Source organism: Wenyingzhuangia gracilariae (assembly GCF_056387575.1).
In genome coordinates this window covers 2,118,546-2,143,960 of record NZ_CM150748.1, presented here as the reverse complement: position 1 = coordinate 2,143,960, position 25,415 = coordinate 2,118,546, and the positions used below count along the sequence as shown (strand labels likewise).

Genomic DNA, 25,415 nt, shown 5'->3' with positions numbered 1-25,415 from the left:
TAGTTTGTTTTAGAGCCTGAGGTTTCTGTTCATGGAAATCTTAGGCTCTTTTACTATCATACGTTTTCGTAAAATTAGTAGAGCTCATATTAAAAGATAAAAAACTCTTAATATTTTTGTCTTATACAAACAAAACAAACATGAAAAACAAAATTATTATAATCGTTGGGCTGCTTTTGTCACCTGTTGTAATGGCACAAGAAACAGAAGAAGTCAGAGAAAAAAAACACAGGGTTAGTGTGGTTTTAGGACATTCTTATTTAAATCTTGGTTTTGAGCTAGGGAATAAAGATGTACTGTCTATTCCTTCTTTTGGATTGGATTATGAATATTGGTTCAAAGAAAAATGGGGAATAGGGGTTTTTACAGATATTGAATTGATTTCGAGTAAAGAATCTGCCGAATTACATGGAGGTTTTGTAGATCGAAGATATCCTGTAGTGGTTACTTTAGATGCTTTGTGGAATCCTATCAAACATTTAGAGTTTGTGTTAGGGCCAGGGGTTATATTTGAAGATGGTGAAGTAAAAGATTTGGTAAGAATAGGCTTGGAATATGATTTAACATTGGGACATCATTGGGATGTGGCACCAAGTTTTTTCTACGATCATGCTACCGATGGTATTTCAAACATTTCTATAGGAATTGGTATTGGAAAAAGTTTTTAAGCTTGTTATTATATAGTTTTTTAAAAATGGAGTTGTTGAATGTTTTTCAATAGCTCCATTTTTTGTAAATACTAATTTTATTTTAGTAGCTTGAGCGTGCTTATTTATTTTATCAATGAAAAATACAATACTACTTTTTGCAATTGCTTTTACTTTTTTATTAAATTCTTGCAAATCAAATTCAGCATCAAAAGAAAATAGCTCCCAGCCCAACGTAATTCTTTTTTTGGTAGATGATATGGGGTGGACAGATGCTCGTATTTTTGGAAGTGATTTATACCAAACACCAAACATTGATCAGCTAGTTTCTGATGGAATGTCTTTTACAAATGCATATGCATCTTGTACGGTTTGTTCTCCAACAAGAGCTAGTATTATAACAGGTAAATATCCTGCTAGATTGCATGTAACAGATTGGATTGAAGGACATGAAAAACCTTACGCTAAAATGAAAATTCCTGAATGGAATCAAAAATTAGATTTGGATGAGGTAACACTTGCAGAAATGTTTCAAAAAAACGGATATAAAACCGTTCATTTAGGGAAATGGCATTTGGGAGAGGATGCTAAATACTGGCCAAAAAACCAAGGATTTGATGAGAATATTGGAGGTTTTAGTGCAGGTTCTCCTAAGGCAGATGGAGGTAAAGGATATTTTTCACCGTACAACAATCCTAGATTGAGTGATGGTGAAACAGGAGAGTATCTTACCGATAGGTTGGCTAAAGAAGCTGTAGCTTATATTCAGAAACATAAAAAAGAACCTTTTTTTATGAATTTATGGTTGTACAATGTACACATGCCGTTACAGGCTAAAAAAGAAGTTGTTCAGAAATACAAAGCGTTGATTAAAAAAGGAATGACTCATCAAAATGCAACTTATGCAGCCATGATAGAGCATATGGATACTGCTTTAGGAACAGTGGTAAAAGCTCTTAAAGAAAACGGATTGGAAGAAAATACTATTTTAGTTTTTCATAGTGATAACGGAGGTCATTTACTACCTACCAAAAATACTCCTCTAAAATCGGGAAAAGGAGATGTGTATGAGGGAGGTGTTAGGGTACCTTTAATTTTTAAATGGCCCAATAAAATAAAAGCAGGGGCTGTTACAGAAACGGTAGCTATTTCAGCAGATATATTTCCTAGTTTAATGGGATTAACCAATAGTTTTGTGAAATCTCCTAAAAATATAGATGGGGTCGATTTAAGTCCGTTGTTATTAAATAAAGGAGTTGTTAAAAGAAATGCTGTGTATTGGCATTATCCACATTATCACCCAGGAGGAGCAAAACCTTATAGTGCAATTAGAAAAGGAGATTGGAAACTAATTCAGGTTTTTGAACAGGATACTTTAGAGTTGTACAATCTAAAAACAGACATTGGAGAGACTACTAATTTAGCTACTAAGTATCCAAAAAAGGCAGAAGAATTAGTAAAGGACTTGGAAACTTGGAGAAAAAGCGTAAATGCACAAATGCCTACAGTAAATAAAGATTACAATCCAGAAAAGAATTTTTTTAAGAAAAAAAGAAAAAAGCATTAAAAAAAACGGCCATTTAGAGTGCCCCCAAAATGTTAGACACAATTTGGGGGTATTTTTATGTCTAGAAAAGTAAAATACACATTAGGCTTTAAACAAGAATGTGTGAAGTTAGTTCTTAAAGGAGAACGCTCTATAACTAGTTTGAGTAAAGAGCTAGGTTTTGATAGTTCTCTTCTTTCTCTTTGGTGTAGGCAATATGAACACAAAGGAGTTCAAGGTTTGTTACCAAAGATAAATAAACAATATACATCATCATTTAAACTTGATGTTTTACAACGAATAGAAAAAGAACATCTTTCTTTAGAGCAAGCATGTATTCTATTTGATATTGGAAGTGGTGCTAGTATTATTAATTGGCAAAGAAGATATAAATCCTTAGGTTTGAAAGGTCTTAAAAATCAACCTAAAGGAAGACCTATCGGAATGAAACCCAAGTCTAGAAAAAATAAATCTATACCATTAACTAGAGAAGAAAAACTTTTAAAAGAGAATCAATCTTTAAAAGCAGAACTTGATTTGCTAAAAAAGTTACAAGCCTTAGCTCAAGCCAGAGAGAAAAAGCAATAGTCATAAATGAGTTAAGGCATAAGCATGATTTGTCGGTATTGTTACATCATGCAAAGATGGCTAGAAGTAGTTTTTATTATCATTTACAAAAAAGTAAAGAGCCTGATAAATATGAATCTATAAAAAGGTTTATTACTCAAATCTACCATCAACACAAAGGTAGGTATGGTTATAGAAGAATCACTTTAGTACTAAACAACAGAGGGATTATCATCAATCATAAAACAGTATTAAGACTAATGAAGTCCATGGGGTTAAAATCTTTGATTAGAGTTAAAAAGTATCGTTCTTACAGAGGAAGTCAAGGTAAAATAGCTCCCAATATACTTAAACGGAATTTTAAGGCTTCTAAAACCAATCAAAAATGGGCTACAGATATTACAGAGTTTAAAGTTAAAGGTCAAAAACTTTATTTGTCTCCAATTATTGATTTATGTAGTAGAGAAATCATTAGTTATCAAATTTCTAGGAGTCCTAATTTTAGACAAATAACTCAAATGCTGGGGAAAGCTTTTAAAAAGTATAAAGCAGCAAATGTGTTATTACATTCGGATCAAGGATGGCAATATCAAATGGAAAAATATCAGAATATCTTAAAAAAGAACAAGATGATTCAAAGTATGTCTAGAAAAGGGAATTGTTTAGATAATGCTATTATTGAAAATTTCTTTGGAACTTTAAAATCTGAGCTGTTTTATCTAAAACAATGGAACTCGATTGAGCAATTAGAAAAGGAAATTAATGAATATATTTGCTATTATAATAATGATAGAATATCAGTAGCTTTAAATGGAATGAGCCCGATAAAATATCGAGCTCATATCAATAATTAATTTTTTAACCGTCCAACTTTTTGGGGGCTGTCCAATTTTAAATGGCCGTTTTTTTTAAATTAATATCGTTTTTTTAGCTCGTCAAAATCCAAACCTCCGTAATTACCAGAACTCATTAATAAGGTTGCGGTATTGTTAAAATCTTGTTCAAACAAAAACTGTTTAAAATCGTTTGGATTGGTGTAAATAATTAAATCTTCTCTTTTAAAAGCATCTTTTATTTGTTGTTTAGAAACTTCGTCTAATTTTTTAATAGCAACAGCATCAGGAGAATAAAAAACTACAGCTTTATCAGCTTTGTCTAAAGCACCTTTGTATTCTTTTAAAAACTCTGCATTTAAACTGCTGTAAGTATGTAGTTCTAAACAAGCTATTACGGTTCTGTTGTTGTATTGGTTTTTAACAGCAGTAGTTGTTGCTGCAACTTTACTAGGCGAATGAGCAAAATCTTTAAAAAGAACAGCGTTGTTGTTTTCTGCAATTTTCTCCAATCGTTTGCTAGCTCCTTTAAAGCTTTCAATAGCTTCGTAAAAATCTTCTTCTCCAACTCCCATGTGCTGACAAATCCATTTGGCACCTGCTAAATTCTGTAAGTTGTGCTTTCCAAAAATTTCTAAAGGCAAATCTCCTTCAGGAGTGTCTAATAAAGTAGTACCATCATCTATTGTGTAAGTAGGAGTGGTATATGGATATTTTTTTATAGTATTTTCAGAACTTTCTACCACTTGTTTTACGTATTCATCTTCCTGATTATAAACCATAATTCCACCAGGAGTTAAAGAGTCTGTAAACATAGAAAATTGTTCTAGGTAGTTTTCAAATGTTGGAAACACGTTAATATGGTCCCAAGCAATTCCACTTAACAAAGCAATGTTGGGTTTGTATAAATGAAATTTTGGTCGTCTGTCTATAGGGCTAGATAAATATTCATCTCCTTCTAAAACTATAAATTCATTTTCTTTAGTTAAGTGTACCATGGTATCAAACCCTTCTAATTGGGCACCTACCATATAATCAACCTGAATGTTGTTGTAGTTTAAAACGTGTAAAATCATAGAGGTAATGGTGGTTTTTCCATGAGATCCTCCTATAACTACTCTTGTTTTTTCTTTAGATTGCTCGTATAAAAATTCAGGATAAGAATAAATTTTTAACCCTAATTCTTGTGCTTTTAACAATTCTATATTGTCTGGCTTTGCGTGCATTCCCAAAATAATAGCATCAATATCTTTGGTTATTTTTTCGGGATACCATCCAAAAGTTAGAGGAAGTAATCCTTTGTTTGCTAATCTAGATTTTGAAGGTTCAAAAATAGTATCATCACTACCTGTTATTTGATATCCTTTTTTATGTAAAGCAATAGCTAAGTTGTGCATTGCACTACCTCCAATAGCAATAAAATGTATGTTCATGTGAGATTTTTTTTGAGAATCTTAAAAAGTAAATTTAAGAAATGAATTCTGTATTGACTGTTTTGTTTTGCTATATTTAGCGTTGAATATAAAATAAGTACTTATGAAAAAATTAATTTTTACAGCAGCATTGCTGTTAGCAGGTTTGGCATCGCAAGCTCAAGAGTTGTCTAAACATGCCATTGGTTTGCGTTTAGGTGATAATGATGGTTTAGGGTACGAAATCTCTTACCAAAGAGCTTTGTCTGATGCTAACAGATTGCAATTAGATCTAGGAATAAGAAGTAATAACAATGTAGATGCTTATAAGTTATCTGGAGTTTACCAATGGGTATGGGACTTAAGTGCTTTAGCTCCCGGTTTTAACTGGTTTGCAGGTGCGGGTGCAGGAATTGGTTCTGTAGATTATCCTGGAGGTAGCGAAACATTTGTAAATGCAGATGGTAATGTGGGAATTGAGTATAATTTTGAGTTTCCGTTGCAATTATCTTTAGACACAAGACCAGAACTTGGACTTATTAATGGAGATAACGACTTGTCTTTAGAAATAGCGTTAGGTGTACGTTATAAATTCTAAAAAAAATAAAATTTAAAGAAAGCCTCTGTATTTACAGGGGCTTTTTTTATGAGGTACCTAAAGTTGGTATTCTAATTGATATAAAATTTTAATAGAGTTTTATAAATTGTTAATTTGTTCAAAAAAACTGCTGTTATGAAAAAATGTATTCTTGTTGTTTTTCTATGCTTATCATGTGCAATACAAGCTCAGAAAAAAAATAGTTCATATGAAGATTTGTGGTTAAAAGTATATGAAGAAGAGCTAAAGCTATTGCCAAAATCCTCTTTAAAAAAGGTAGATGCTATTTACAGTAAAGCGGTAAAAGAAAAGAACGAGGTGCAAAAAATTAGATGCTTATTGTATCAAAGTAAATTTGCATTAACCTTAGAAGAAAACGCTCAGTTAAAAATTGTCAACAATTTTAAATCGCAAATAAAAGCAACAAACAACAAAGTATCAAAAGCACTTTTACACAGTTTGTTGGGGCAAATGTATCTAGAGTATTTTCAGGCTCATAGGTGGAGTTTTTACCACAGAACTCAAACCCAAAAAAAGGTAAATAATGATGACTTTAGAACTTGGGATTTAAAAACTTTATATGCAGAAATTCACAAACATTTTAATGCCTCTTTACAAGAAAAAGAGTTGCTTAAAAACACTAAAATAGATGATTACAAGGTTTTAATCAAAGAAAATCAGTTAAGCGAAACCTCTACATTGTTTGAGTTTTTAGTACACAACGCACTGAATTTTTACAAAAAAAGTGAAAGTAGTATTACTCAACCTAAAGAACCTTTTGTTATTGATAAAAAGGAATATTTATCAGAAATAGAAACTTATCATTTTAGAACCCAAGATAGTTTGTCTACCAAATACTTGTCTTTAAAGTTGTATCAGGAGTTAATTCAGTTTCATAAAAAAAGAAATCAGCAAGAATATTTTAAATCTTTATTACTAGCAATTGATTATATAAAAGACAACAATAGCATAACTCATTTTAATGAACTAAAATTAGCGTTTTTAAAAGAAATACAGCATCAATACAAATCTTCAGAAGCAAGAGTTTATATAGATTTTGAAATTGCAAAAACCTATTATGATTTTGCAGAAACTTATAGCCCATTTAATCAAAAACACCAATATGATTTTTTAAAAGCATTAGATATTTGTGAAGAACTGTTACAAACATATCCAAAACATTCTTTGTTTAGCAAATACAAAGCATTGATAAATTCTATAAAATACAAAGAGGTTTCCTGTAAAATAGAACAATATGTGCCAGTTCAAGAACAATTAAAAGCATTAATTACCTATAGAAATGTAACCGCTTTTTATGGAACTATTTACAAGTTAAACACAAAAGAATATAAGCAGTTAAAAAATGAGAAAATAAGTAGAAAAAGAGATTCTATAATTAATACGTTAACGATTTTTAAAGAGTGGGAATCGGTATTGTTAGATCAAAAAGATTACCAAAAACACAGCACAGAAGTATTGTTGCCAAATGTTCCACAAGGGCAGTATATTTTGGTAGCCAAGTACAACAAAAATCAAAAACATAGTACTTATAGGTATTTTCAGAAAACCAACTTAACATTCTTAAAAAAAGAACACAATGTTTTTCAGGTGTTAAACAGACAAAATGGAAGTCCTTATAAGAATGTAAAAGTTGATTTAAAAAATGAGGATAAAAACTATAAGAGGGACTATAAAATAAATAGAACTTTTACAACCGATAACAATGGAGCGTTTCAATTTAAAAACAATCACTACTATAGAAATGTTACAGCAAAAGTAACCACTAAAACAGATACCGCTTTTTTTGAGAATATTTATTTGTATAACTATAATAATTATACAGAAAACACTAGTTCAGCTATTAGTTATAAACCGTTTGTGTTTACCGATAGAAGTATTTATAGACCTGGGCAAAAAGTGTTTTTTAAAACCATTGTGTTAAAAAAGAAAGGAGAAATTACAGAAATAGAGACAAATCAATCTGTAGAGGTTGCTTTGTACGATGTAAATAATCAGCAAGTAAAAAAGGTAACTTTAGAACTGAATGAATTTGGAACGGTAGCTTCTACTTTTGAATTGCCTACTAGCGGATTAAATGGGCAATACAGTTTTAGAGTATTTAGAAAAGGAGAACAAATAGGCTATGTATCTACCAAAATAGCTGTAGAAGAATACAAAAGACCTAAGTTTGAAACTTCCTTTGCACCCATAAAAGAAACGTATAAAGTAAACGATTCTATAACCGTAAATGGAGAAGCGATAGCCTTATCTGGAAGTAAAATTACCAACGCAAAAGTGGTGTATAGAGTGGTGAGAAAAGCTCGTTTTCCAAGATGGTGTTGGTGGGGTCGTTCTCCTGATCCAACAGAAATAGCAAATGGAGAAACGATTACAGATGGCAATGGGGATTATAAGGTAAAGTTTAAAGCTTTTCCAGATGTGAATGTCGATCAAAAAAATCAGCCTACTTTTTACTATACCATTTATGCCGATGTTACAGATATAAATGGAGAAACCAGAAGTGCAGAAACAGAAGTTGCTGTCGGATATCATGCCTTAAGGCTAGAAGTATCGGTTAAAAATAAGATAGATGTTTGTGACAAAAATTTATTGACCATAGATAGTGAAAACTTAAACGGACAATTTGTAGCCACACAAGGAGAATTAAAAATTTATAAGCTAGTGGCTCCACAAATGGTGTATAGAAATAGACCCTGGTCTAGTCCAGATATTCAAAAATTTTCTAAAGAAGAATATGCCAAATTATTTCCTTTTGAAACGTACAAACAAGAAGATCAGGATCCTCAAAAATGGGAAAAAGGAAAACTAGTTCTTTCTAAAAAGTTTGATACCCAAAAAGAACCCAAAGTTAGTTTGGGAAAAACAAAAAAATGGGAGTTAGGTAAATATATAGTTATTGCTACTTCTAAAGACAAGTGGGGGCAATTGGTAAAAGATGAACAGTTGTTTACAGTATCAAACCCAAAAGCTAAAAAAGTTGCAGACAACCAATTGTTTCAAATATTTTTAGACAAACAAGTATATCAGCCTAAAGATGAGGTGATTCTTTCTGTAGGTTCATCAGCAAAAAATATAAATGTTTTTGTAGAAATAGAGAAAAATCACAAAATAATTGCCATTCATCAAATAGAGTTAAACAATCAAATTAAAAAAATTAAAATTCCTGTAACAGAAAAAAATAGAGGAGGTTTTGCTATTAAATGGCACAGAGTAAATTATAATGCAATAGCTAGTGGTGTTATAAACGTAACAGTTCCACACAAATCTAAAGATTTAAGTATAGAAACCCTTACGTTTAGAGATTTGTTACAACCAGGAGCTACTCAAAAGTGGAGTTTTAAAATTAAAGGAGCCAATCAGCAAAAGGCAACAGCAGAGGTGTTGGCTTCTATGTACGATGTTTCTTTAGATCAGTTTAAGCCACATAGTTGGAATTTTAATCCTGTACAGTTGCCAACGTATAGAGCAAGTAATACAATCAATTCATATGCTAATTTTCGTACAAGTACAATATCAGTTCGTCAAATAGGGAATAGAGGATTGTATCATAAAAATTGGCTAAATGCCGATGAGTTCAATTGGTTTGGATTTAGTTTTACCAACAATAGCTATGTACATAGAAATTACCTTAGTTCTATAAAACATAAGGTTTTTGAACTGAATAACATCAATAAATTATATGATGCCACTTTGGCAAAAGATCAAATAAAATTAACCGTTGTAGATGCGCATTATCAACCCATAGTTGGAGTTACAGTTTCAGGATCTTCAATTTCTAAATTAGCAATTACAAATTTTGAGGGAGAAGCAAAGCTAAAAGCTAAGGAGAATGATGTGTTGACTTTACAGTATTTAGGTTACCAAAAAGCAACACTAAAAATAGAAAAATCCTATAATAGTTATGTAGTTGTTTTAGAAGAAGACAGTAAAAGTTTAGATGAGGTTGTGGTAGTTGGTTACGGTACTCAAAAAAAGAAAGAAGTAACAGGAGCTTTACAAGGTCAGGTGTCCGGAGTAAATATTATAAGTACAACAAGATCGGAGGCTGAAGATAACATTCAAATTAGGGGAATGGCTTCTTTAGAGGCTAGCAACAACCCATTATATGTAGTTGATGGAGTCGTTTATGATAAAGATCCACAATTAAATATAGATGAAATTGGTAGTATTGATGTGTTAAAAGATGCAGCAGCAACAGCTCTATATGGAACAAGAGGTGCTAATGGAGTTATTGTAGTAGCTACTAAAGCAGGAGCTAAAAAAATAGCTGCAAAATTAGGAGCCGTAAAAGCTAGAACCAATTTTAACGAAACCGCTTTCTTTTTTCCACAGCTTAAAACCGATGAAAACGGAGAAGTGTCTTTTGAGTTTACCATGCCAGAAGATTTAACACGTTGGAAATTACAATTGTTAGCTCATGATAAAGAATTGAATACTGGAGTAAAAAGTTTAACTACAGTTACACAAAAGCAGTTGATGGTAACTCCAAATGCTCCAAGATTTTTAAGAGAAGGAGATGAAATTACATTCAGTACAAAAATTGCCAATTTAAGTAAAGAAGTACAGCAAGGAAAAGTAAAATTAGAACTAACCGATCCTACTACGGGTAAAAACATAGATGCGTTGTTGCAAAACCATCAAACCACAAAAGACTTTACCGTAACTAGTAAAGGAAATACATCAGTAGTTTGGCAATTGCAAATTCCAGAAAATGTTTCTGCTGTGCAGTACAAAATTGTAGCGGCTAGTAATGATTTTTCTGATGGAGAACAAAATGTGTTGCCAGTATTGTCTAACAGAATGTTGGTTACAGAAACGTTGCCTTTGTGGGTAAATGGCGGAGAAACCAAAACGTTTACTCTAAAGGGGTTAAAAAATAATACTTCAGAAAGTTTAAAACACCATCAGTTAACGTTAGAAATAACATCTAATCCTGCATGGTATGCAGTGCAAGCCTTACCTTATTTAATGGAATATCCGCATGAGTGTGCAGAACAAACTTTTGCAAGGTATTATGCAAATCAATTGGCAAGTCATATTGTAAACTCCAATCCTAAAATTAAAAAGGTGTTTGATCAATGGGCAAGTTCAGAAACGTTGATTAGTAATTTGGAAAAAAATCAAGAGTTAAAATCCATTATTATTCAAGAAACTCCTTGGTTAAGAGATGCGCAATCAGAAACTGAACAAAAGAAAAGAATTGCTTTGTTGTTCGATTTGTCTAAACTAGAAAACAGCCTAGAGCAAACCATTCATAAGTTAGAAAAAATGCAGTTTCCTAGTGGTGCATTTCCTTGGTTTAGCGGATCTGACTATCCTAACAGATACATTACTCAACACATTTTGCAAGGCTTTGCTCACTTAAAACATTTGGGAGTAAACATCAATCATAAAAAAATAGAAAAAATTATTGAAAAAGCACAGACTTATGTAGATGCAGAATTGTTAGAAGATTATGAGCGATTGTTAGTGCGTGCAGAAAATATAAAATCAAAAGCAAAAACCGATAAAGAAGGATCATTATTAGCTCAAGATTATTTAAATAAAAAACACTTGTACAGTGTTCAGTTACAATATTTATACATCCGTAGTTTTAATATACAGCCAATTACAAATAAAAAGTTAAAAGAGGCTGTAGATTATTACTTTCATCAAACTACAAAATATTGGAAACAAGAAAGCTTGTATAACAAAGGATTAATTGCGTTAATTCAACACAGAAATAACCATTTAAAAACGGCTAATAATGTATTAAAATCTTTAGAAGAAAATAGCATTACAAGTGATGAAATGGGAATGTATTGGAAAGAAAACAAAGCAAGTTGGTATTGGTATCAATCTCCTATAGAAACACAAAGCTTGCTAATAGAAGTGTTTTCGGAAGTAGCAAACAATACAAAAAAAGTTGATGAGTTAAAAAAGTGGTTGTTAAAGAATAAGCAAACACAACAATGGAAAACCACCAAAGCTACTTCAGAAGCAATTTATGCGTTGTTGTTACAGGGGTCAGATTGGTTGGCTATAGAGGATGCTGTAGCTATTAATATTGGAGGAAAAAAGTTAGAGGTAAGTGCTTTAGAAAATGTAAAAGTAGAAGCAGGAACAGGGTATTTTAAAACCAAATGGAAACCCGCAGAAATAAATACAAACATGGCAACGGTTACTTTAACTAAAAAGGACAAAGGTGTTGCTTGGGGCGGATTGTATTGGCAATATTTTGAAGATTTGGATAAAATTAAGTCTGCAAACACACCTTTAAAACTCAATAAAAAAGTATTTGTAAAAACCAATACTGCTAACGGACCGTTGTTAACGGAGGTAGAAAATAATACGGTTTTAAAAGTGGGTGATTTGTTAACGGTTAGAATAGAATTGTCTACAGATAGAGCAATGGAATTTATTCATATGAAAGACATGAGAGCATCTGGTTTAGAACCTGTAGAGGTGCTTTCTGGTTACAAGTGGCAAGACCGATTGGGATATTATCAAAGTACCAAAGATGCAAGCACTCATTTCTTTTTTGATAGAATAAGCAAGGGAGTTTATGTTTTTGAGTACGATTTAAGAGTGAGCCACAAAGGAATGTTTAACAACGGAATTACCACCATACAAAGTATGTATGCTCCAGAGTTTAGCAGTCGTAGCAAAGGTGCTAAGATTATGGTAAAATAATCTAATGATTTTTTATAATGACAAAATGTCAGTTCGAGTGGTTTTCAGAATGTAATGGAGAAAATTGTATTAAGAACTACTTGTTGATTTTCGTAAAAATGTATCTTTGAACCCACAGAAATAAAAAACAAGATGGACTTAAATCTAATCCCAAAAATTAAACACGCAAACAGCGATAACTTTTTTTTACTAGCCGGACCTTGTGCTATAGAAGGAGAAGACATGGCTTTAAGAATTGCAGAGCAAGTAGTAACTATTGCAGATAAATTAAAGATTCCTTATATATTTAAAGGAAGTTTTAAAAAAGCAAATCGTTCTCGTATTGATAGTTTTACAGGAATAGGTGATGAAAAAGCCTTGAAAATATTACAAAAAGTTTCTGAAACTTTTGATGTTCCTACGGTAACAGATATTCACGAAATTTCGGATGCTGCCATGGCTGCAGCATATGTAGATGTTTTGCAAATTCCAGCTTTTTTAGTTCGTCAAACAGATTTGGTAGTAGCTGCTGCCAAAACAGGTAAAGTAGTAAACTTAAAGAAAGGACAATTTATGAGTCCTGGAGCCATGCAACATGCTGTTCAAAAAGTAAAAGATGCAGGTTCTAATAAGGCTTGGATTACCGATAGAGGAACCATGTTTGGATATCAAGATATGATTGTTGATTTTAGAGGAATTCCAGAAATGAAACAATTTGCTCCTACAGTTTTAGATGTAACACATTCGTTACAACAACCCAATCAAACAAGTGGAGTAACAGGTGGTAGACCCGACATGATTGGGACTATTGCCAGAGCAGGAATTGCTGCCGGAGTAGATGGTTTGTTTATAGAAACTCATTTTGATCCTGCCAATGCAAAATCAGATGGAGCCAACATGTTAGATATTCAACACTTAGAAAAATTGTTAACAGATTTAACTGCCATCAGAAAAGTGATCAATACTTTATAGAGGTGTTCAAGCGTAGTTAAAAAACTATGTGTTTTAACTACGCTTGATAACCTTATTCTAATTTTCTGATGTGAAATTTTATTGAGAAGATTATATACAAAAAGGACTCAGTACAATTTACTTATTTTTTCAGTTGCCTAATAAGATCTTCTAAGCCATTTAATTTTAATTCATACACTTCGGCCATCATTTTGCCAAGAGTTCCTGGAGGAAATCCTTTGGTTTTGTACCATACAATATAATGTTCTGGTAAATTAATCAAATCATAACCCTTGTATTTGCCAAAAGGCATTTTGGTGTTTGCTAGTTTGATTAAATATGTGTTGTCTGACAAATTGTTCATAAATTGTATCTTGGTATCTAATTTGTGGGTATAAATATATACATTTGCAATCTTCTTTGAAATTTTTGGGGGTGACTGGTTTTGACAGCGAGATCAATTGACTAGTAAGCATGCCGAGAGATGGAGTTCATTCTCGTAAATCGAGGTTCCAAAACAATAAACGGTGAAGAATCTTTCGCCATGGCTGCCTAATTATCTGAATTAATAGTACGATAAGGCCTAGGCTCACAAGGTGAGCAAGCTATGCATCTCATGCCAGCGCTGATAGACCGCGTGCAATTTAGAGATGTCGTAAAAGTCTAAATAGGAAAAGTAAAGCTTTGGTGCTTTTCCGAAGCTAAAAAAGCTAAGCTGTAGGTAGATCGTTTTTAGTCAGCTTACGGCCGACAATAGCATAGAAACTAAGCATGTAGAAAGCTACGAGGTTGCTTGTTTGGACCCGGGTTCGATTCCCGGCACCTCCACCAAAAGAATTAAAAAAACCTGATTCATTTTTATGAGTCAGGTTTTTTTGTTTGATTTTATTTTAAAAACTTAAAGTAAATTCAAACTCATAGGTTTTTACAGGTACTAAATATTGTTGTAAAGGCTTAGGGCCACAACTAGCATTCCCCAATCCAAGCATTTCAGCATCCAAACACAAAATGGTTTCTTTTCTGTCTTTTAAAAATGCAGGTCTGCTTGCTTTTATCAAATCTAAGGCATCGTAATGCAAAGCCGAAAAAACAAAAGGTTGGTCTGAACTTATTTTAATGGCTGGTTTTTTTTGATTTTTAAATCCTAAAGTAAGCCAACGAACATCCGATCTAGCTCCGTTTTCTTGTGGCACTACATAAGGAGTGTACAATTGGGTTACGGTACTTTGGTATTGTCCTAAAAATGCGGATTCTTTTCTGTCAGGATAATTTTCTTGAGGTCCACGTCCATACCAATTCACCTGTTCTACACCTTGTGCCAATCCAAGTTTTATCCCTATTCTTGGCAGCACTTCTAAGCTTTTTCCTCCTTTTGGAGTTACTTTGTTTTTTAGAGTGATTTGACCTTTTCCTGTAATGTTATAAATACATTCATGAACAAAAGAAATAGAATCTGATTTGAATTCTTTAACAATATTTACAGACACCAAAGATTGGTTTATTTGCTTAGATTTAACAGAAATTACCTTCTCTGTTAACTTGTTCAGTTCAGCCGCTTTCCATCCTTCTTTGTAATGATTGTCATTTTCAATAGGAGCACGGAATACATTTAATTTAGGCCCTGTTACTTTACCAGACTGTGCAATCAATTCTTTGTTTTTAACAAGAATAGAGGTAATAGTTCCATTGTTTTTGTTAAAACGAATTTTACTGTTTTTTGTTTGCGTAGTAATTTCTGTTGGAGTTTCTTTAATTGTAACAGTACCCCTTGTTTTTTGGGTGGATGAACTTCTTTTCTGAAGAATGATTTCGTCTTTGGCTACTTCAAATCCTGCTTTGGCCCACAAAGTATTGTTTTTTAGACGATAGCTGAATTGCAACACATATTCGGATCCGTTTTTGAATTTTGGTAAAGACACTGAGATTTCTTTGGATGCTCCAGGTTCAAGATCCAAAGATGCAATGTTTCCTTGTTTAACTACTAGCCCCTCTTTTAAGAGTGTCCAGCTTGCAGCAAACTCCTCTAAGTTGGTAAAGTTGTATTTGTTTTTTATGGCAAACACATGATTTTTTCCTTCAACCTGGGTTGTTGTAATAAACTGTTGTGCTTTTTTTACTTCTAACAAAGTAGGTTTGGGTGTTTTATCGGCAAATACCAATCCTTTGGCACATTCGTTGGTTAATTTCCACGTTTCAGAAAAATCGCCGTTTACAGGCAAACTGTCTAACGGATGATAATCCAAACGGTGGCTTTGGCGAATTTTGCCATTCGGCATTTTTTCATCATAAGTTTGATTTACCCAATCCCAGATATACCCTCCCAAAAACGAAGGATTTTTTTCAATTACACGCCAATAATCTGCAAAATTCCCTAAGGAATTCCCCTGAGCGTGCGCATATTCTATCATAATATAAGGTTTGTTATAACGAGGGGTAGCCCAAAAATCAAGCAATTTCCAATGCTTTTGTTTGCCATCATCTTCAATAAAAGGATACATGGAGCTGTTCATGTCAAAATAATCTTTTACTTCCCAACGGTCGGTTTCTCTACCGTCATAGGATATCAATCTAGTAGGGTCAAATCGTTTGATATAATCGCTCATCAAAGCAAAATTTTGTCCAAAACCTGATTCATTTCCTAAAGACCAAATAATGATGGAAGGATGATTTTTTGCACGTTCTACCATAGCCACTACTCGATCTAGTGCACTTGCCATCCACGAAATATCGCTACCAGGCAATACGTTGGTACGTACAGATTGATCGCTAGATTCCAAAGCTTCATCCATTACGTACAAACCGTATTCATCACACAAAGCATACCAACGTGGGTCGTTGGGGTGGTGGCTAGAACGTACGGCATTGATGTTGTGTTGTTTCATCAACAAAATATCTTGAATCATAGATTCGGTAGTAAGCGTTTTTCCTGCTTGTGGATCGGTTTCTCCTCGGTTTACACCTTTTATCAGAATAGGTTGCCCGTTAACTAGTAATTGTAAGTTTTTAATTTCTACTTCTCTAAAACCAAACTTAGAACGAGTGATTTCTACCACTTGTTCTTTTTCATCTACCAAGGTCATCACAACGGTGTGTAAATTGGGTTTTTCTGCCGACCATAATTTGGGGTTTTTAATAAAGGTTTCACAATCGAATACGGTTTCCGTACCCGGATTTCCTTGTTTCCATCCAATTCCTTTGGTAGCAAATTTAGGGTCGGAAATTAGCTGGTTTTCATTGTTGTAAATGGCGATGTTGACTTTGTATTTCTGAACAACCTTTTCGGTATTGTTGTATATTTTTATTTTGGCTTTAAAAGTGGCGTTCTGATAAGTGCTGTCCAAATCGGAACTTAAAAAAAAGTCTCTAATTTGTACCTGTGGTTTGCTTTGTAAATACACGGTTCTAAAAATTCCGCTAAAGGTCCAAGTGTCACCAGATTCTAAATAGCTCCCGGTAGACCAACGTTGCACCTGAACGGCTAAGGTGTTGGTGCCTTCGGTTAAATACGGACTGATGTCAAAGACAGTACTTGTAAAAGAATCTTCATCGTAGCCTACTTTATGGCCATTTACCCATACGTAAAAGGCACTTCCTACACCGTTAAAGTGCAAAAGAGTTTGCCTGTTTTTCCAGTTCGCTGGAATTTTAAAAGTGGTTCTATAACTCCCTACAGGGTTGTCTTCTGGCAGTCTAGGGATTTTTATTTTTCCTTCTCTTATTAAAGTTCCCAAACCTCGGTGCGATGGTTTTCCGTAGCCTTGTCTTTCCCAAGAAGAGGGCACGGATATGGTGTTCCAAGAACTCACATCAAACGAAGGCTTGTAAAAATCTTTGGGTTTTTCGCTTTCATTTTTTACCCAATTAAATTTCCAATTTCCTTCTAGACTTTGGTAGTAAGGAGAGGTTTTGTAATCACCCTTTAGAGCTGCATCTTTATTGGCAAAAACATAATGCGTAGCAGTATGGGGTTCGGTACCTAGGGTGTAAACTTGTTTGTCTGTACCTAGGTTTTGTGCATTTGTTCTTTGAAGAGAAAAAACAATAAGTGTTAAAAAAATGTGAGTTATAAAGTTAAAATGTTTCATAAAAAGAAAGTTGTTTTAAACAAATTGAGCTGGTAGGAGGTTTTACGGATTTATTTTGTCGTTAATAAATTTTCTAGTTTTTCAATAGATTTGATAAACGGTTCGTTTCCTTGACAATGTATTGACTCGTAATCTACATATAAAGTGGGGCAGTTGGCATTTTCTTTTTTGAGTTGGAACCATTCTTTCCATTTTTGATGATAGCGAGTCACAATATATTGTGCTTCTCTGGTATCTAGAGCCTGTTCTTTTAGTTCCATTCTTGCAAATAGAATTTGTGTACGATAAATCAATTCGATGAGTTCGTATTTAATTCGTCCGTAAGTAGTAGAGACTCTGATGAAATCTTCGTCTTTTTTGTTGGGAAGTTGAATGCTGTTGGCCAATTCTTCCATTTGGTACCAACGTTGTAAATTCTCTTTTTTCTCTGCTAATACTTTTTTGTCGATTCCCTTTTTTACAAAAATGGACATGTCTAAAGCAGTAAAGAAATGATCTCGAATCCACCAAGGAGAAGTGTGTTGCAAACTAGTAGCCTGTCCTTTAAATACTGCATCAACAGAAAGCATACATAAATCTCTTAACTTTCGGATGTTTTTTGGAGACATTTTTAAGGTGTTTTTAGCGTAATCGTTAAAAATAGCTTCTTCTGGTTTTAATGGGTTTTTGGCAAATTCTTGAATAATGTGTGCATTCAAATCCATCCAAAATTCGTTCCCAAAATAGGGGCCAAACCAACCATCACCCCAAGTCCAGGTATAAAAACCTTTAACTTGTTTATTGTTGTACAAATCACGAATTCCTTTTTTTTGTTCCATTTCTGGCCAACCTTCAATCACTCCTTTTCCAATGTAGTATGGATGTGCATTTCTACCGTACATTCCCGCTTGATTGATGGAAACTTCTACAATTTGTTGATGTTTACCAATTCCTAGCGTTTTGTTAAAAGGCAATCCTCGTAAGAAATCTCCATTTACATGCTTGGTTGAAAAATACAAGTTTGGATGAGGTGCTACCGCATTGGTAATTTTTAAATAAACTTCGGGTACTAAATGGAATTTTCTTTTGATTTTTCCCCAATCCCAGGTTCTGTAAAAGATTTTTTTATTTCTTTTTACACAAACTTCTTCTCTTAAAATATTAATGATTTTTGCATGATCTTCTGGAGTATACACAGGTCTGTTTCCTACATGATAAGGTGTGTCGTGTAAATAGGTTTCTCCAAAGCGAATAGTTAAACCTCCTAATTCTGGAAAGCGTTTAAAAATTTCTGCAATTTGGGCTTTTAATATTTCTTGTGTTCTCTTTTTTTGAATAGATAGTTTGCCATTAATTTTCATTTCATCACCGTACTTTTCCATAACCGATTTAGGAACCACCAACACATCTGTAAAAGGGTACATAGGCATTCCTGCTCTTTGTGCGTTGTTTAGTTGTATTCTAATATCTGCTGCTTTGCGTTCTATCCATAATTTTTCTGGAGTCCTGTCTGGAACTAAATTGTTTTCATAATCGTCATAAGTTACTGCGCACTGGATTTCAAATTTTGGAGTTTGTCCATTATAGCCTAAAGATTTAATGTAAGCAGGTTCTGTATATTTGGTGTTAAATCTAGGTTCTCCAGGGTTGTGGTGTACCATATTGTATAATATGGGATATCTATCTGAAACTTTTTTTACTTGTGCTTTTGTTGTAATAGTGATAAAAAACAATGTTGTAAAAAGGAGATGCTTCATTTTTATAGGTTTTGTAATTGGTTAAAACAGCATTGTAAGTTCTTTAAAAATTAGATAATAATTATTTAAAAAAAAAGTTTAACCGAAACTATTAACGGTTAATAGTGGTGTTAAGTAGTTGTTTTTTAATGGATTGTTGTTTGTTTTGATGGGTTTGTTATAGTTTGAGGTTAAGCAGCTTTTTTTACCCTAGATAGACTTTATTTAATTCGGTTTTATGTTTCGTGAAAAAGTTATCTTTACTTGTTGATGAAAACATCCATTTCCAAAGAACAAGTTTATCAGTACTTAGAAAAAATAGCAGCCTCTCGCCATTTTTCTAAATCGCAACGTTATACCCAATTGCTTCAATTCTTAACAGAACAATCATTACTTCAGCAGCCTTTAAAAGAGCAAACTATAGGAATGGCACTTTTTAAAGAAAGTTACAATGCAATAAAAGATGACGGAAAGGTACGTGTGTATATGTACAATTTGCGAAAAAAAATAGCTGCTTATTATGCTGATGAGGGAAAAGAAGATGGTTTGTTGTTTGTTTTGGAAAAAGGAAGTTATGATTTACAGTTTGTATGGGCCAATGAACAACAAACTATAAGAGAAGAGCAGCTTAGTACTAAAAGTGTAGCGGTTCATTCTTCTAATAAAAAAATCAAAACTACACTTGTATTAAGCTTGTTAATTTTGATGTTGTTAGGTTATTACAATCGTCAGTTTTTTATAAAAGAAGAGTTGTATTGTTGGCAAAGTTTTATGAATTCAGAGGTTGTTAATACCGTAGTGTTAGCTGATCATGTGGTGTTGCACAAACCTAACAAACCACCAGGTTCTCTTTTTATGAGAGATGGGGTGAATAGTTCTTCGGAATTTATTGCTTATCAACAAAAATACCCTAAAGACACTTTGTTCTTGTCGGATTATACGTTTTTTACCAAGTCTATTCCGTTTTCTATTTTGAATTTGGCTACAATTTTTGCTAAACACAAAGCGACGATGGTACCAAAACCTGAAAGTGAATTTACATATGATATTGTTAAAAGAGGAAATTTGCTCTACATAGGCCAGCAAAAAACAATGAGTTTGACTCAAGAGATTTTTTTAAAAAACAGCAAACAGTTTTCTGCTAAAACCAATGCTTTTATAAAAAATGATCATGGAAAAAAAACAGTATATCAATCTAAACATGGAGAAAATCAGTTGGTAGAATATGCCATGGTTTCTTACGTGCCTGTGAGTGATGGACACAAGGCTTTATTTTTTGTGTCTGATCATGATATTGGGGTAATGGCAACTGTAGACAGGTTTACCAATATAACTTGGTTGGAAGAGTTTTACCAACAACTACCTTCTAACAAAGCTTATTTTAATGCGTTGTTTAAAGTAGAAGGATTGAATAGATTGGATGTAAATTGTGAGTTGGTAGAGTTGGAGGTTATTGAGGAGTAAATAAAAAAGTACGATGCTCAAAAAGAGTGAGCAAGCGTACTTTTTATAATGTAAATAAATAGCATTAATCCTCCCAATACTTGTTAACAATAGCTTGAATTTCAGGATAATTTTTGTCTGTTTCGTTCAGGTCTATGCGTTGTTGTTTAAGTTGTTGCTTTAGTTTGGCAATTACTTCTTTGTATTTTGGATTGTTGTATTGGTTTTGCAATTCTTGTGGATCGTTTTTTAAATCATAAAACTCCCAAGTGTGAGGTGTTTCTCTGTCTATACCATAGTATTGTTTTCCCCAGTAGTGATTTTTAAACTCTGATGGATCCATATAATGTTTTCCATAGTAAAAAATCAACTTGTAGTCTTTAGAACGTACTCCAAAATGAGCAGGTACATAGTGGTGAATAATGTGCATCCAATAACGGTAATACGTAGTTTCTCTCCAGTTTTTTTCTTCTTTTCCTTTTAAGGTGTTGATGAAACTTTTTCCTTGCATGTAGTCTGGAGTTTTTCCTCCAGCCAATTCAATCATCGTAGGAGCATAGTCTGTATTGTTGATAAGCAAATCAGAAACCTGTTGAGGTTTGATCATTTTTGGATAATGAACAATATAAGGCATGCGCATAGATTCCTCATACATCCAACGCTTGTCTTGCAAATCGTGTTCTCCCAACATCATTCCTTGGTCTCCAGTATAGATGATGACCGTATTTTCCCACAAACCTTCTTTTTTTAAATAGTCAAACAAACGACCTAAATTGTCATCCACACCTTTTACACAGCGTAAATAACGTTTCATATAGGTTTGGTATCCTTGGTGTGCAGATTCTTGTCCTTTGTACTTACCACCATTTAGCATCCAGTTGTAGTTGCGGTACATATGACGGTCAGAAACTGAGGTTCCGATGTAAGTTTTTAGCGAATCGTTGATTCCTCTCACTCCCTCAGATCCCCAATTAGGTTGATAGTATAAACTAGAAGGCTCTGGTATTTCTGTATCTGCCAAATAATCTTCGTAACGTGGGGCATATTCAAACAAATCGTGTGGTGCTTTGTAATGATGCATCAAAAAGAATGGCTTTTTTTTGTCTCTATTCTTTAAGTAATCTATTGTAATATCTGTAATAACATCACTTGAATGCCCTTTTGTTTTTACTTTGTTTTTAGGCCAAGTACCCTTTCCTTTTTCTAAAAAAGAAGGATTGAAATATTTTCCTTGTCCAGGCAATACTTTGTAATAATCAAAATTTACGGGTTCATTTTTTAGATGCCATTTTCCTACCATAGCCGTGCTATATCCTAGTTTTTTCATTTCTATAGGTAAGTACTGTTTGTCGGTATCTAATTTGTGATCTAGGTCTAACACTCCGTTTGTCTGTGGGTATTGGCCACTAATAATAGAGGCTCTACTTGGAGTACAAATAGAATTGTTACAAAACGCATTGGTAAAACGCATACCATTTGCTGCTAGTTTGTCCAAGTTTGGAGTAGGATTTAAACTAGATAATCGTCCTCCATAAGCTCCAATCGCATGTGCTGCATGGTCGTCTGACATGATGAAAATAATGTTGGGTTTTTTCTTTGCTTGCACATAACTAAAAGATAGTATTGCCAAGCATAGGAATGCTATTTTTTTCATTTTTTAGTTGTTCTTCAATTCGTAAACTCTAATCCAATCCACTAAGGTGGTTCTTTCGTCTTTGGTTCCTGTAGCTACTTTGCTGCCTTTTTCTGGAATCGGATTCCAATCATAGGCTTCTATAGAAAATTGCAAAATTAAATCTTGATCAAAAGGTACAGGCGGGGTTAGTGTGTAAACATATTCACCGTCTAAATAAAACAACAATTCTGTTTCGCTTTTTCTGTAAAATCCATAGGTATAAAATTTTTCATGATTTTTTACATCCAAGTACTTCGCTTTTTGATCTCTTACCGATTTGTTACAAGCTGTTCCTCTATGAATGGCGTTTGAGTGCATGATGCGATCCCAGTCATGTGCCCATTTGTGTGTGTTTTTTGTTAACACTCCTACAGATTCGGTAATGTCAATTTCGTGTTTTTGTTCACATGTCCCTTGGTGACACAACCAAAAACCACCCCCCATTTCGGTTTTGTTCATTTTCATTCTACACTCGTAATAATGCCCAATGTTGGTTTTTTTGTACGAACGTAAAATTCCTCCGTGGTATTTGTAGGTTGATTTTCCTAAGGTTACAGGGTTGTCTAATTCTCCTACTTCAATACGCAAATAACCATCGCCTATAGAAAAACTTTCTTTTTGAAATAAGGCAGGAGCACGTCCCATCCATCGCAACTCATAGTGCTCTGAAGGTTCTATGTTCCATTTTTTAGTGTTTATTTTTTTGCCATTGAACTCATCGCTCAATGCTTTTACTTTTTTCCATTCCTTTCCTTCTATTTTAGGAGGTTGGGCTTGTAAGCTAGTTAGGCAACAAAAGAGTGCGATCCATACTGCATTTTTTATCATGATTTCTTATAATTTGTCATCGTTAATAATTTCGAATTTATAAATACAATATCTAAATATGGACTACATAAGTCTCATCTTATAAGACAATTGTTTTGTTAGGTTAAAATCTAGTGTTAGAAAACAAACTATTTAGCATAGTGTATGACAATTGAAAAGAAAAGATGTTTAAAAATAGCTAGTGATGATATTTAGAAAAACAGAAAGAAGTCTTCTTTTTGAATACAGAAACGCTTATCAAGATTTTTATAAAAAAACCTAATAAAATTTATAGCCTTTCTAAATATCAGAAAAAAATACCTGTGTGAGTAGGTTGCACTTGTAAGTTTTAATTTTAAACAATTAAAACATTCATTACTATGTCTTTTGATCGTATTCAAGAAAAATTAAAAATTTTGGCCGATGCTGCTAAGTACGATGTCTCTTGTTCTTCTAGCGGTAGCAACCGAAAGAATAAAAACAAAGGGTTGGGAGATGCTTCTAAATCTGGAATTTGCCATACCTATACTCAAGATGGACGTTGTGTGTCGTTGCTAAAAATATTGTTAACCAATCACTGTATTTTTGATTGTGCTTATTGTGTAACACGCAGTAGTAATGATATCAAACGAGCAGCTTTTAAAGTGCAAGAAGTAGTTGATTTGACTCTGAATTTTTACAGAAGAAACTATATAGAAGGGCTGTTTTTGAGTTCGGGAATTTTTAAAAATGCCGATTATACCATGGAGCGTTTGGTAGCGGTGGCTAAAAAGCTGAGGTTGGAAGAAAACTTTAACGGATATATTCATCTTAAATCCATACCAGGAGCAAGTGATGAGCTGATGAGAGAGGCGGGTTTGTATGCAGATCGGTTGAGTGTGAACATTGAAATACCAACCAAACAAGGGCTAAAGTTGTTAGCTCCCGATAAAAATCAGGCTGATTTTTTAAAACCTATGCAGAAGGTTAAAAACGAAATTATTCAGTACCAATCGGAACGAAAAATAATCAAAAGCACTCCCAAATATGCACCCGCAGGACAAAGTACCCAAATGATAGTTGGAGCTACAGGAGAAAACGACCTACAGATTATGAAAACCTCTAATTTTTTGTACAAAAAATACGGAATGAAACGTGTGTATTATTCTGGATACATTCCCATCAGCCATGATCATCGATTGCCACAAATTGGCACTCCCGTTCCTGTGATGAGAGAAAATAGATTGTATCAAACAGATTGGCTGTATCGTTTTTATGGTTTTGAGATCGATGAAATTGTAAACGAACAGCATCAGTTTTTAGATTTAGACATTGATCCTAAACTTAGCTGGGCATTAAGAAATTTGCACGAATTTCCTGTGGATGTAAACAAAGCCGATAAAAGAATGTTGGCAAGAATCCCTGGGGTGGGGATGACTTCTGTTGCTAAAATTTTACAAGCCAGAAAACATAGAAATTTAAATAGGGAGCATTTAAAAAAGTTGGGAATTGCCCTTAACAGAGCTCAGTATTTTATGACTTGTGCTTCTAGTAAATTCGAAAGAAAAGATTTAACTGCTCATCAAATAAAAGGACTTATTCAGCAGCAATCTACAAGTAAATACCGTAGTAATTTTAACAATCAGCTTTCTTTATTTGGTGCTTAAATGATTCAGACGGTTACATATGATGCTACTTTTGACGGACTTTTAACCGTTGTTTTTACTGTGTATGAGTTGAAACTCAAAGACATTGTTATACAGAAACAACACCAGCAGCAACAAGTTTTGTTTGGAGAAGCTTTGCACGTGATGAGTGACAAGGACAAAGCGGACAGGGTCTGGAAAAAATTAAAAGAGAAAACCAAAAATAAAGCAACCTATAAGTTGTACGCGGCTTTTTTAAGTGAAACTCAAGGAGTTGAAAACATTATTTTACAAGCCGTTCAGTATATTCTCGCCTCTAAAGAAAATGTAGGGCTGGATTATGGGCATCCTGCTGTGTTAAAAATTAGCAAATTGGCCAAGAGTGTAGGAAGGGAAAAACATAGAATGGAAGCTTTTGTGCGCTTTAAACTTACCAAAGACGGGGTGTATTTTGCTGTTATATCACCAGACTTTGATGTGCTTTCGTTGATTAGCAATCACTTTAAAAATAGATACGCAGACCAGCAATGGGTTATTTACGATTGGAAACGAAATTACGGATTGTTTTACGATTTACATAAAGTAGAAATTATCCATTTAGAATTCAATTCCAATTTTGACCCCACACAAACTTCTGATGAAATTTTTGCTCCTATAGAACTGGAGTTTCAACAATTGTGGAAAGATTATTTTAAAAGTACCAATATTGAGTCTAGAAAAAACACCAAACTACACGTACAACATGTGCCTAAACGTTATTGGAAATATTTAAGTGAAAAACAGCCTTAATAGAAAAAGCTCTGTTAGTTATTAACAGAGCTTTGCTATTTGTGTAATTA

At 33.5% G+C, this 25,415-nt stretch carries 16 protein-coding genes and 1 other RNA gene; 11 read left to right on the top strand and 6 right to left on the bottom strand.

The genetic code is table 11. The annotated features are described in order from the left end of the window. Positions 1-140: 140 nt before the first annotated feature. From ACY2IJ_RS09380 to ACY2IJ_RS09365, 4 genes are all read left to right on the top strand, one after another. Positions 141-668 (top strand): hypothetical protein, encoded by a 528-nt coding sequence (locus tag ACY2IJ_RS09380; protein ID WP_476724101.1) that lies wholly within the window; start codon positions 141-143, stop codon positions 666-668. 115 nt (positions 669-783) lie between these two features. Continuing rightward, positions 784-2,214, top strand: a complete 1,431-nt coding sequence (locus tag ACY2IJ_RS09375) for a sulfatase (RefSeq protein WP_476724100.1) — start codon at positions 784-786, stop codon at positions 2,212-2,214. A 57-nt stretch (positions 2,215-2,271) separates the two neighbouring features. Beyond that, positions 2,272-2,781 carry a transposase gene (locus ACY2IJ_RS09370; RefSeq protein ID WP_476724099.1) on the top strand — a complete coding sequence of 170 codons (510 nt, stop codon included), beginning with the start codon at positions 2,272-2,274 and terminating at the stop codon, positions 2,779-2,781. Continuing rightward, the gene (locus tag ACY2IJ_RS09365; RefSeq protein WP_476726541.1) at positions 2,778-3,614 is read left to right on the top strand and encodes an IS3 family transposase; all 837 of its coding nucleotides are present in this window, start codon (positions 2,778-2,780) and stop codon (positions 3,612-3,614) included. Before ACY2IJ_RS09370 ends, ACY2IJ_RS09365 begins: the two co-directional genes overlap by 4 nt. A 59-nt stretch (positions 3,615-3,673) precedes the next feature. Here ACY2IJ_RS09365 and ACY2IJ_RS09360 read toward each other — a convergent pair whose 3' ends face one another. Beyond that, on the bottom strand, positions 3,674-5,026 hold the full coding sequence (locus ACY2IJ_RS09360; RefSeq protein WP_476724098.1) for a UDP-N-acetylmuramate--L-alanine ligase: 1,353 nt from the start codon (positions 5,024-5,026) through the stop codon (positions 3,674-3,676). A gap of 103 nt (positions 5,027-5,129) precedes the next feature. Here ACY2IJ_RS09360 and ACY2IJ_RS09355 point away from each other — a divergent pair, with 103 nt between their 5' ends. The 3 genes from ACY2IJ_RS09355 to kdsA all read left to right on the top strand — a co-directional run bounded on the left by ACY2IJ_RS09355 (position 5,130) and on the right by kdsA (position 13,247). Then, on the top strand, positions 5,130-5,603 hold the full coding sequence (locus tag ACY2IJ_RS09355) for a hypothetical protein (RefSeq protein ID WP_476724097.1): 474 nt from the start codon (positions 5,130-5,132) through the stop codon (positions 5,601-5,603). A gap of 135 nt (positions 5,604-5,738) precedes the next feature. After that, on the top strand, positions 5,739-12,296 hold the full coding sequence (locus ACY2IJ_RS09350) for an alpha-2-macroglobulin family protein (RefSeq protein ID WP_476724096.1): 6,558 nt from the start codon (positions 5,739-5,741) through the stop codon (positions 12,294-12,296). Positions 12,297-12,428: 132 nt separating this feature from the next. After that, positions 12,429-13,247: a 3-deoxy-8-phosphooctulonate synthase gene (gene kdsA / locus ACY2IJ_RS09345; RefSeq protein ID WP_476724095.1), complete on the top strand. Its 819-nt coding sequence runs from the start codon at positions 12,429-12,431 to the stop codon at positions 13,245-13,247. Positions 13,248-13,368: 121 nt separating this feature from the next. Here the strand turns inward: kdsA and ACY2IJ_RS09340 are convergent, their stop codons facing one another. After that, complete coding sequence (locus tag ACY2IJ_RS09340; RefSeq protein WP_476724094.1) at positions 13,369-13,590, bottom strand: DUF3820 family protein; 222 nt, start codon at positions 13,588-13,590, stop codon at positions 13,369-13,371. Between the two features lie 67 nt (positions 13,591-13,657). On the opposite strand from ACY2IJ_RS09340, the gene ssrA reads away from it, so the two are divergent. Continuing rightward, positions 13,658-14,057: a transfer-messenger RNA gene (gene ssrA, locus ACY2IJ_RS09335) on the top strand. 59 nt (positions 14,058-14,116) lie between these two features. Here the strand turns inward: ssrA and ACY2IJ_RS09330 are convergent. Together ACY2IJ_RS09330 and ACY2IJ_RS09325 are read right to left on the bottom strand one after the other, a co-directional pair. Next, entirely contained in the window at positions 14,117-17,311 is a 3,195-nt protein-coding gene (locus tag ACY2IJ_RS09330; RefSeq protein WP_476724093.1) for a glycoside hydrolase family 2 TIM barrel-domain containing protein, read from the bottom strand. A 50-nt stretch (positions 17,312-17,361) separates the two neighbouring features. Continuing rightward, entirely contained in the window at positions 17,362-19,047 is a 1,686-nt protein-coding gene (locus ACY2IJ_RS09325; RefSeq protein ID WP_476724092.1) for a hypothetical protein, read from the bottom strand. 249 nt (positions 19,048-19,296) lie between these two features. On the opposite strand from ACY2IJ_RS09325, the gene ACY2IJ_RS09320 reads away from it, so the two are divergent. After that, entirely contained in the window at positions 19,297-20,490 is a 1,194-nt protein-coding gene (locus ACY2IJ_RS09320; RefSeq protein WP_476724091.1) for a hypothetical protein, read from the top strand. A gap of 64 nt (positions 20,491-20,554) precedes the next feature. Here ACY2IJ_RS09320 and ACY2IJ_RS09315 read toward each other — a convergent pair whose 3' ends face one another. Together ACY2IJ_RS09315 and ACY2IJ_RS09310 are read right to left on the bottom strand one after the other, a co-directional pair. Then, positions 20,555-22,123 (bottom strand): sulfatase family protein, encoded by a 1,569-nt coding sequence (locus ACY2IJ_RS09315; protein ID WP_476724090.1) that lies wholly within the window; start codon positions 22,121-22,123, stop codon positions 20,555-20,557. 3 nt (positions 22,124-22,126) lie between these two features. Continuing rightward, on the bottom strand, positions 22,127-22,972 hold the full coding sequence (locus ACY2IJ_RS09310) for a LamG domain-containing protein (protein ID WP_476724089.1): 846 nt from the start codon (positions 22,970-22,972) through the stop codon (positions 22,127-22,129). Positions 22,973-23,331: 359 nt separating this feature from the next. Between ACY2IJ_RS09310 and ACY2IJ_RS09305 the strand changes: the two genes are divergently transcribed. Together ACY2IJ_RS09305 and ACY2IJ_RS09300 are read left to right on the top strand one after the other, a co-directional pair. Then, entirely contained in the window at positions 23,332-24,597 is a 1,266-nt protein-coding gene (locus tag ACY2IJ_RS09305) for a putative DNA modification/repair radical SAM protein (RefSeq protein WP_476724088.1), read from the top strand. Then, complete coding sequence (locus ACY2IJ_RS09300) at positions 24,598-25,365, top strand: TIGR03915 family putative DNA repair protein (protein WP_476724087.1); 768 nt, start codon at positions 24,598-24,600, stop codon at positions 25,363-25,365. Positions 25,366-25,415: the final 50 nt, after the last annotated feature.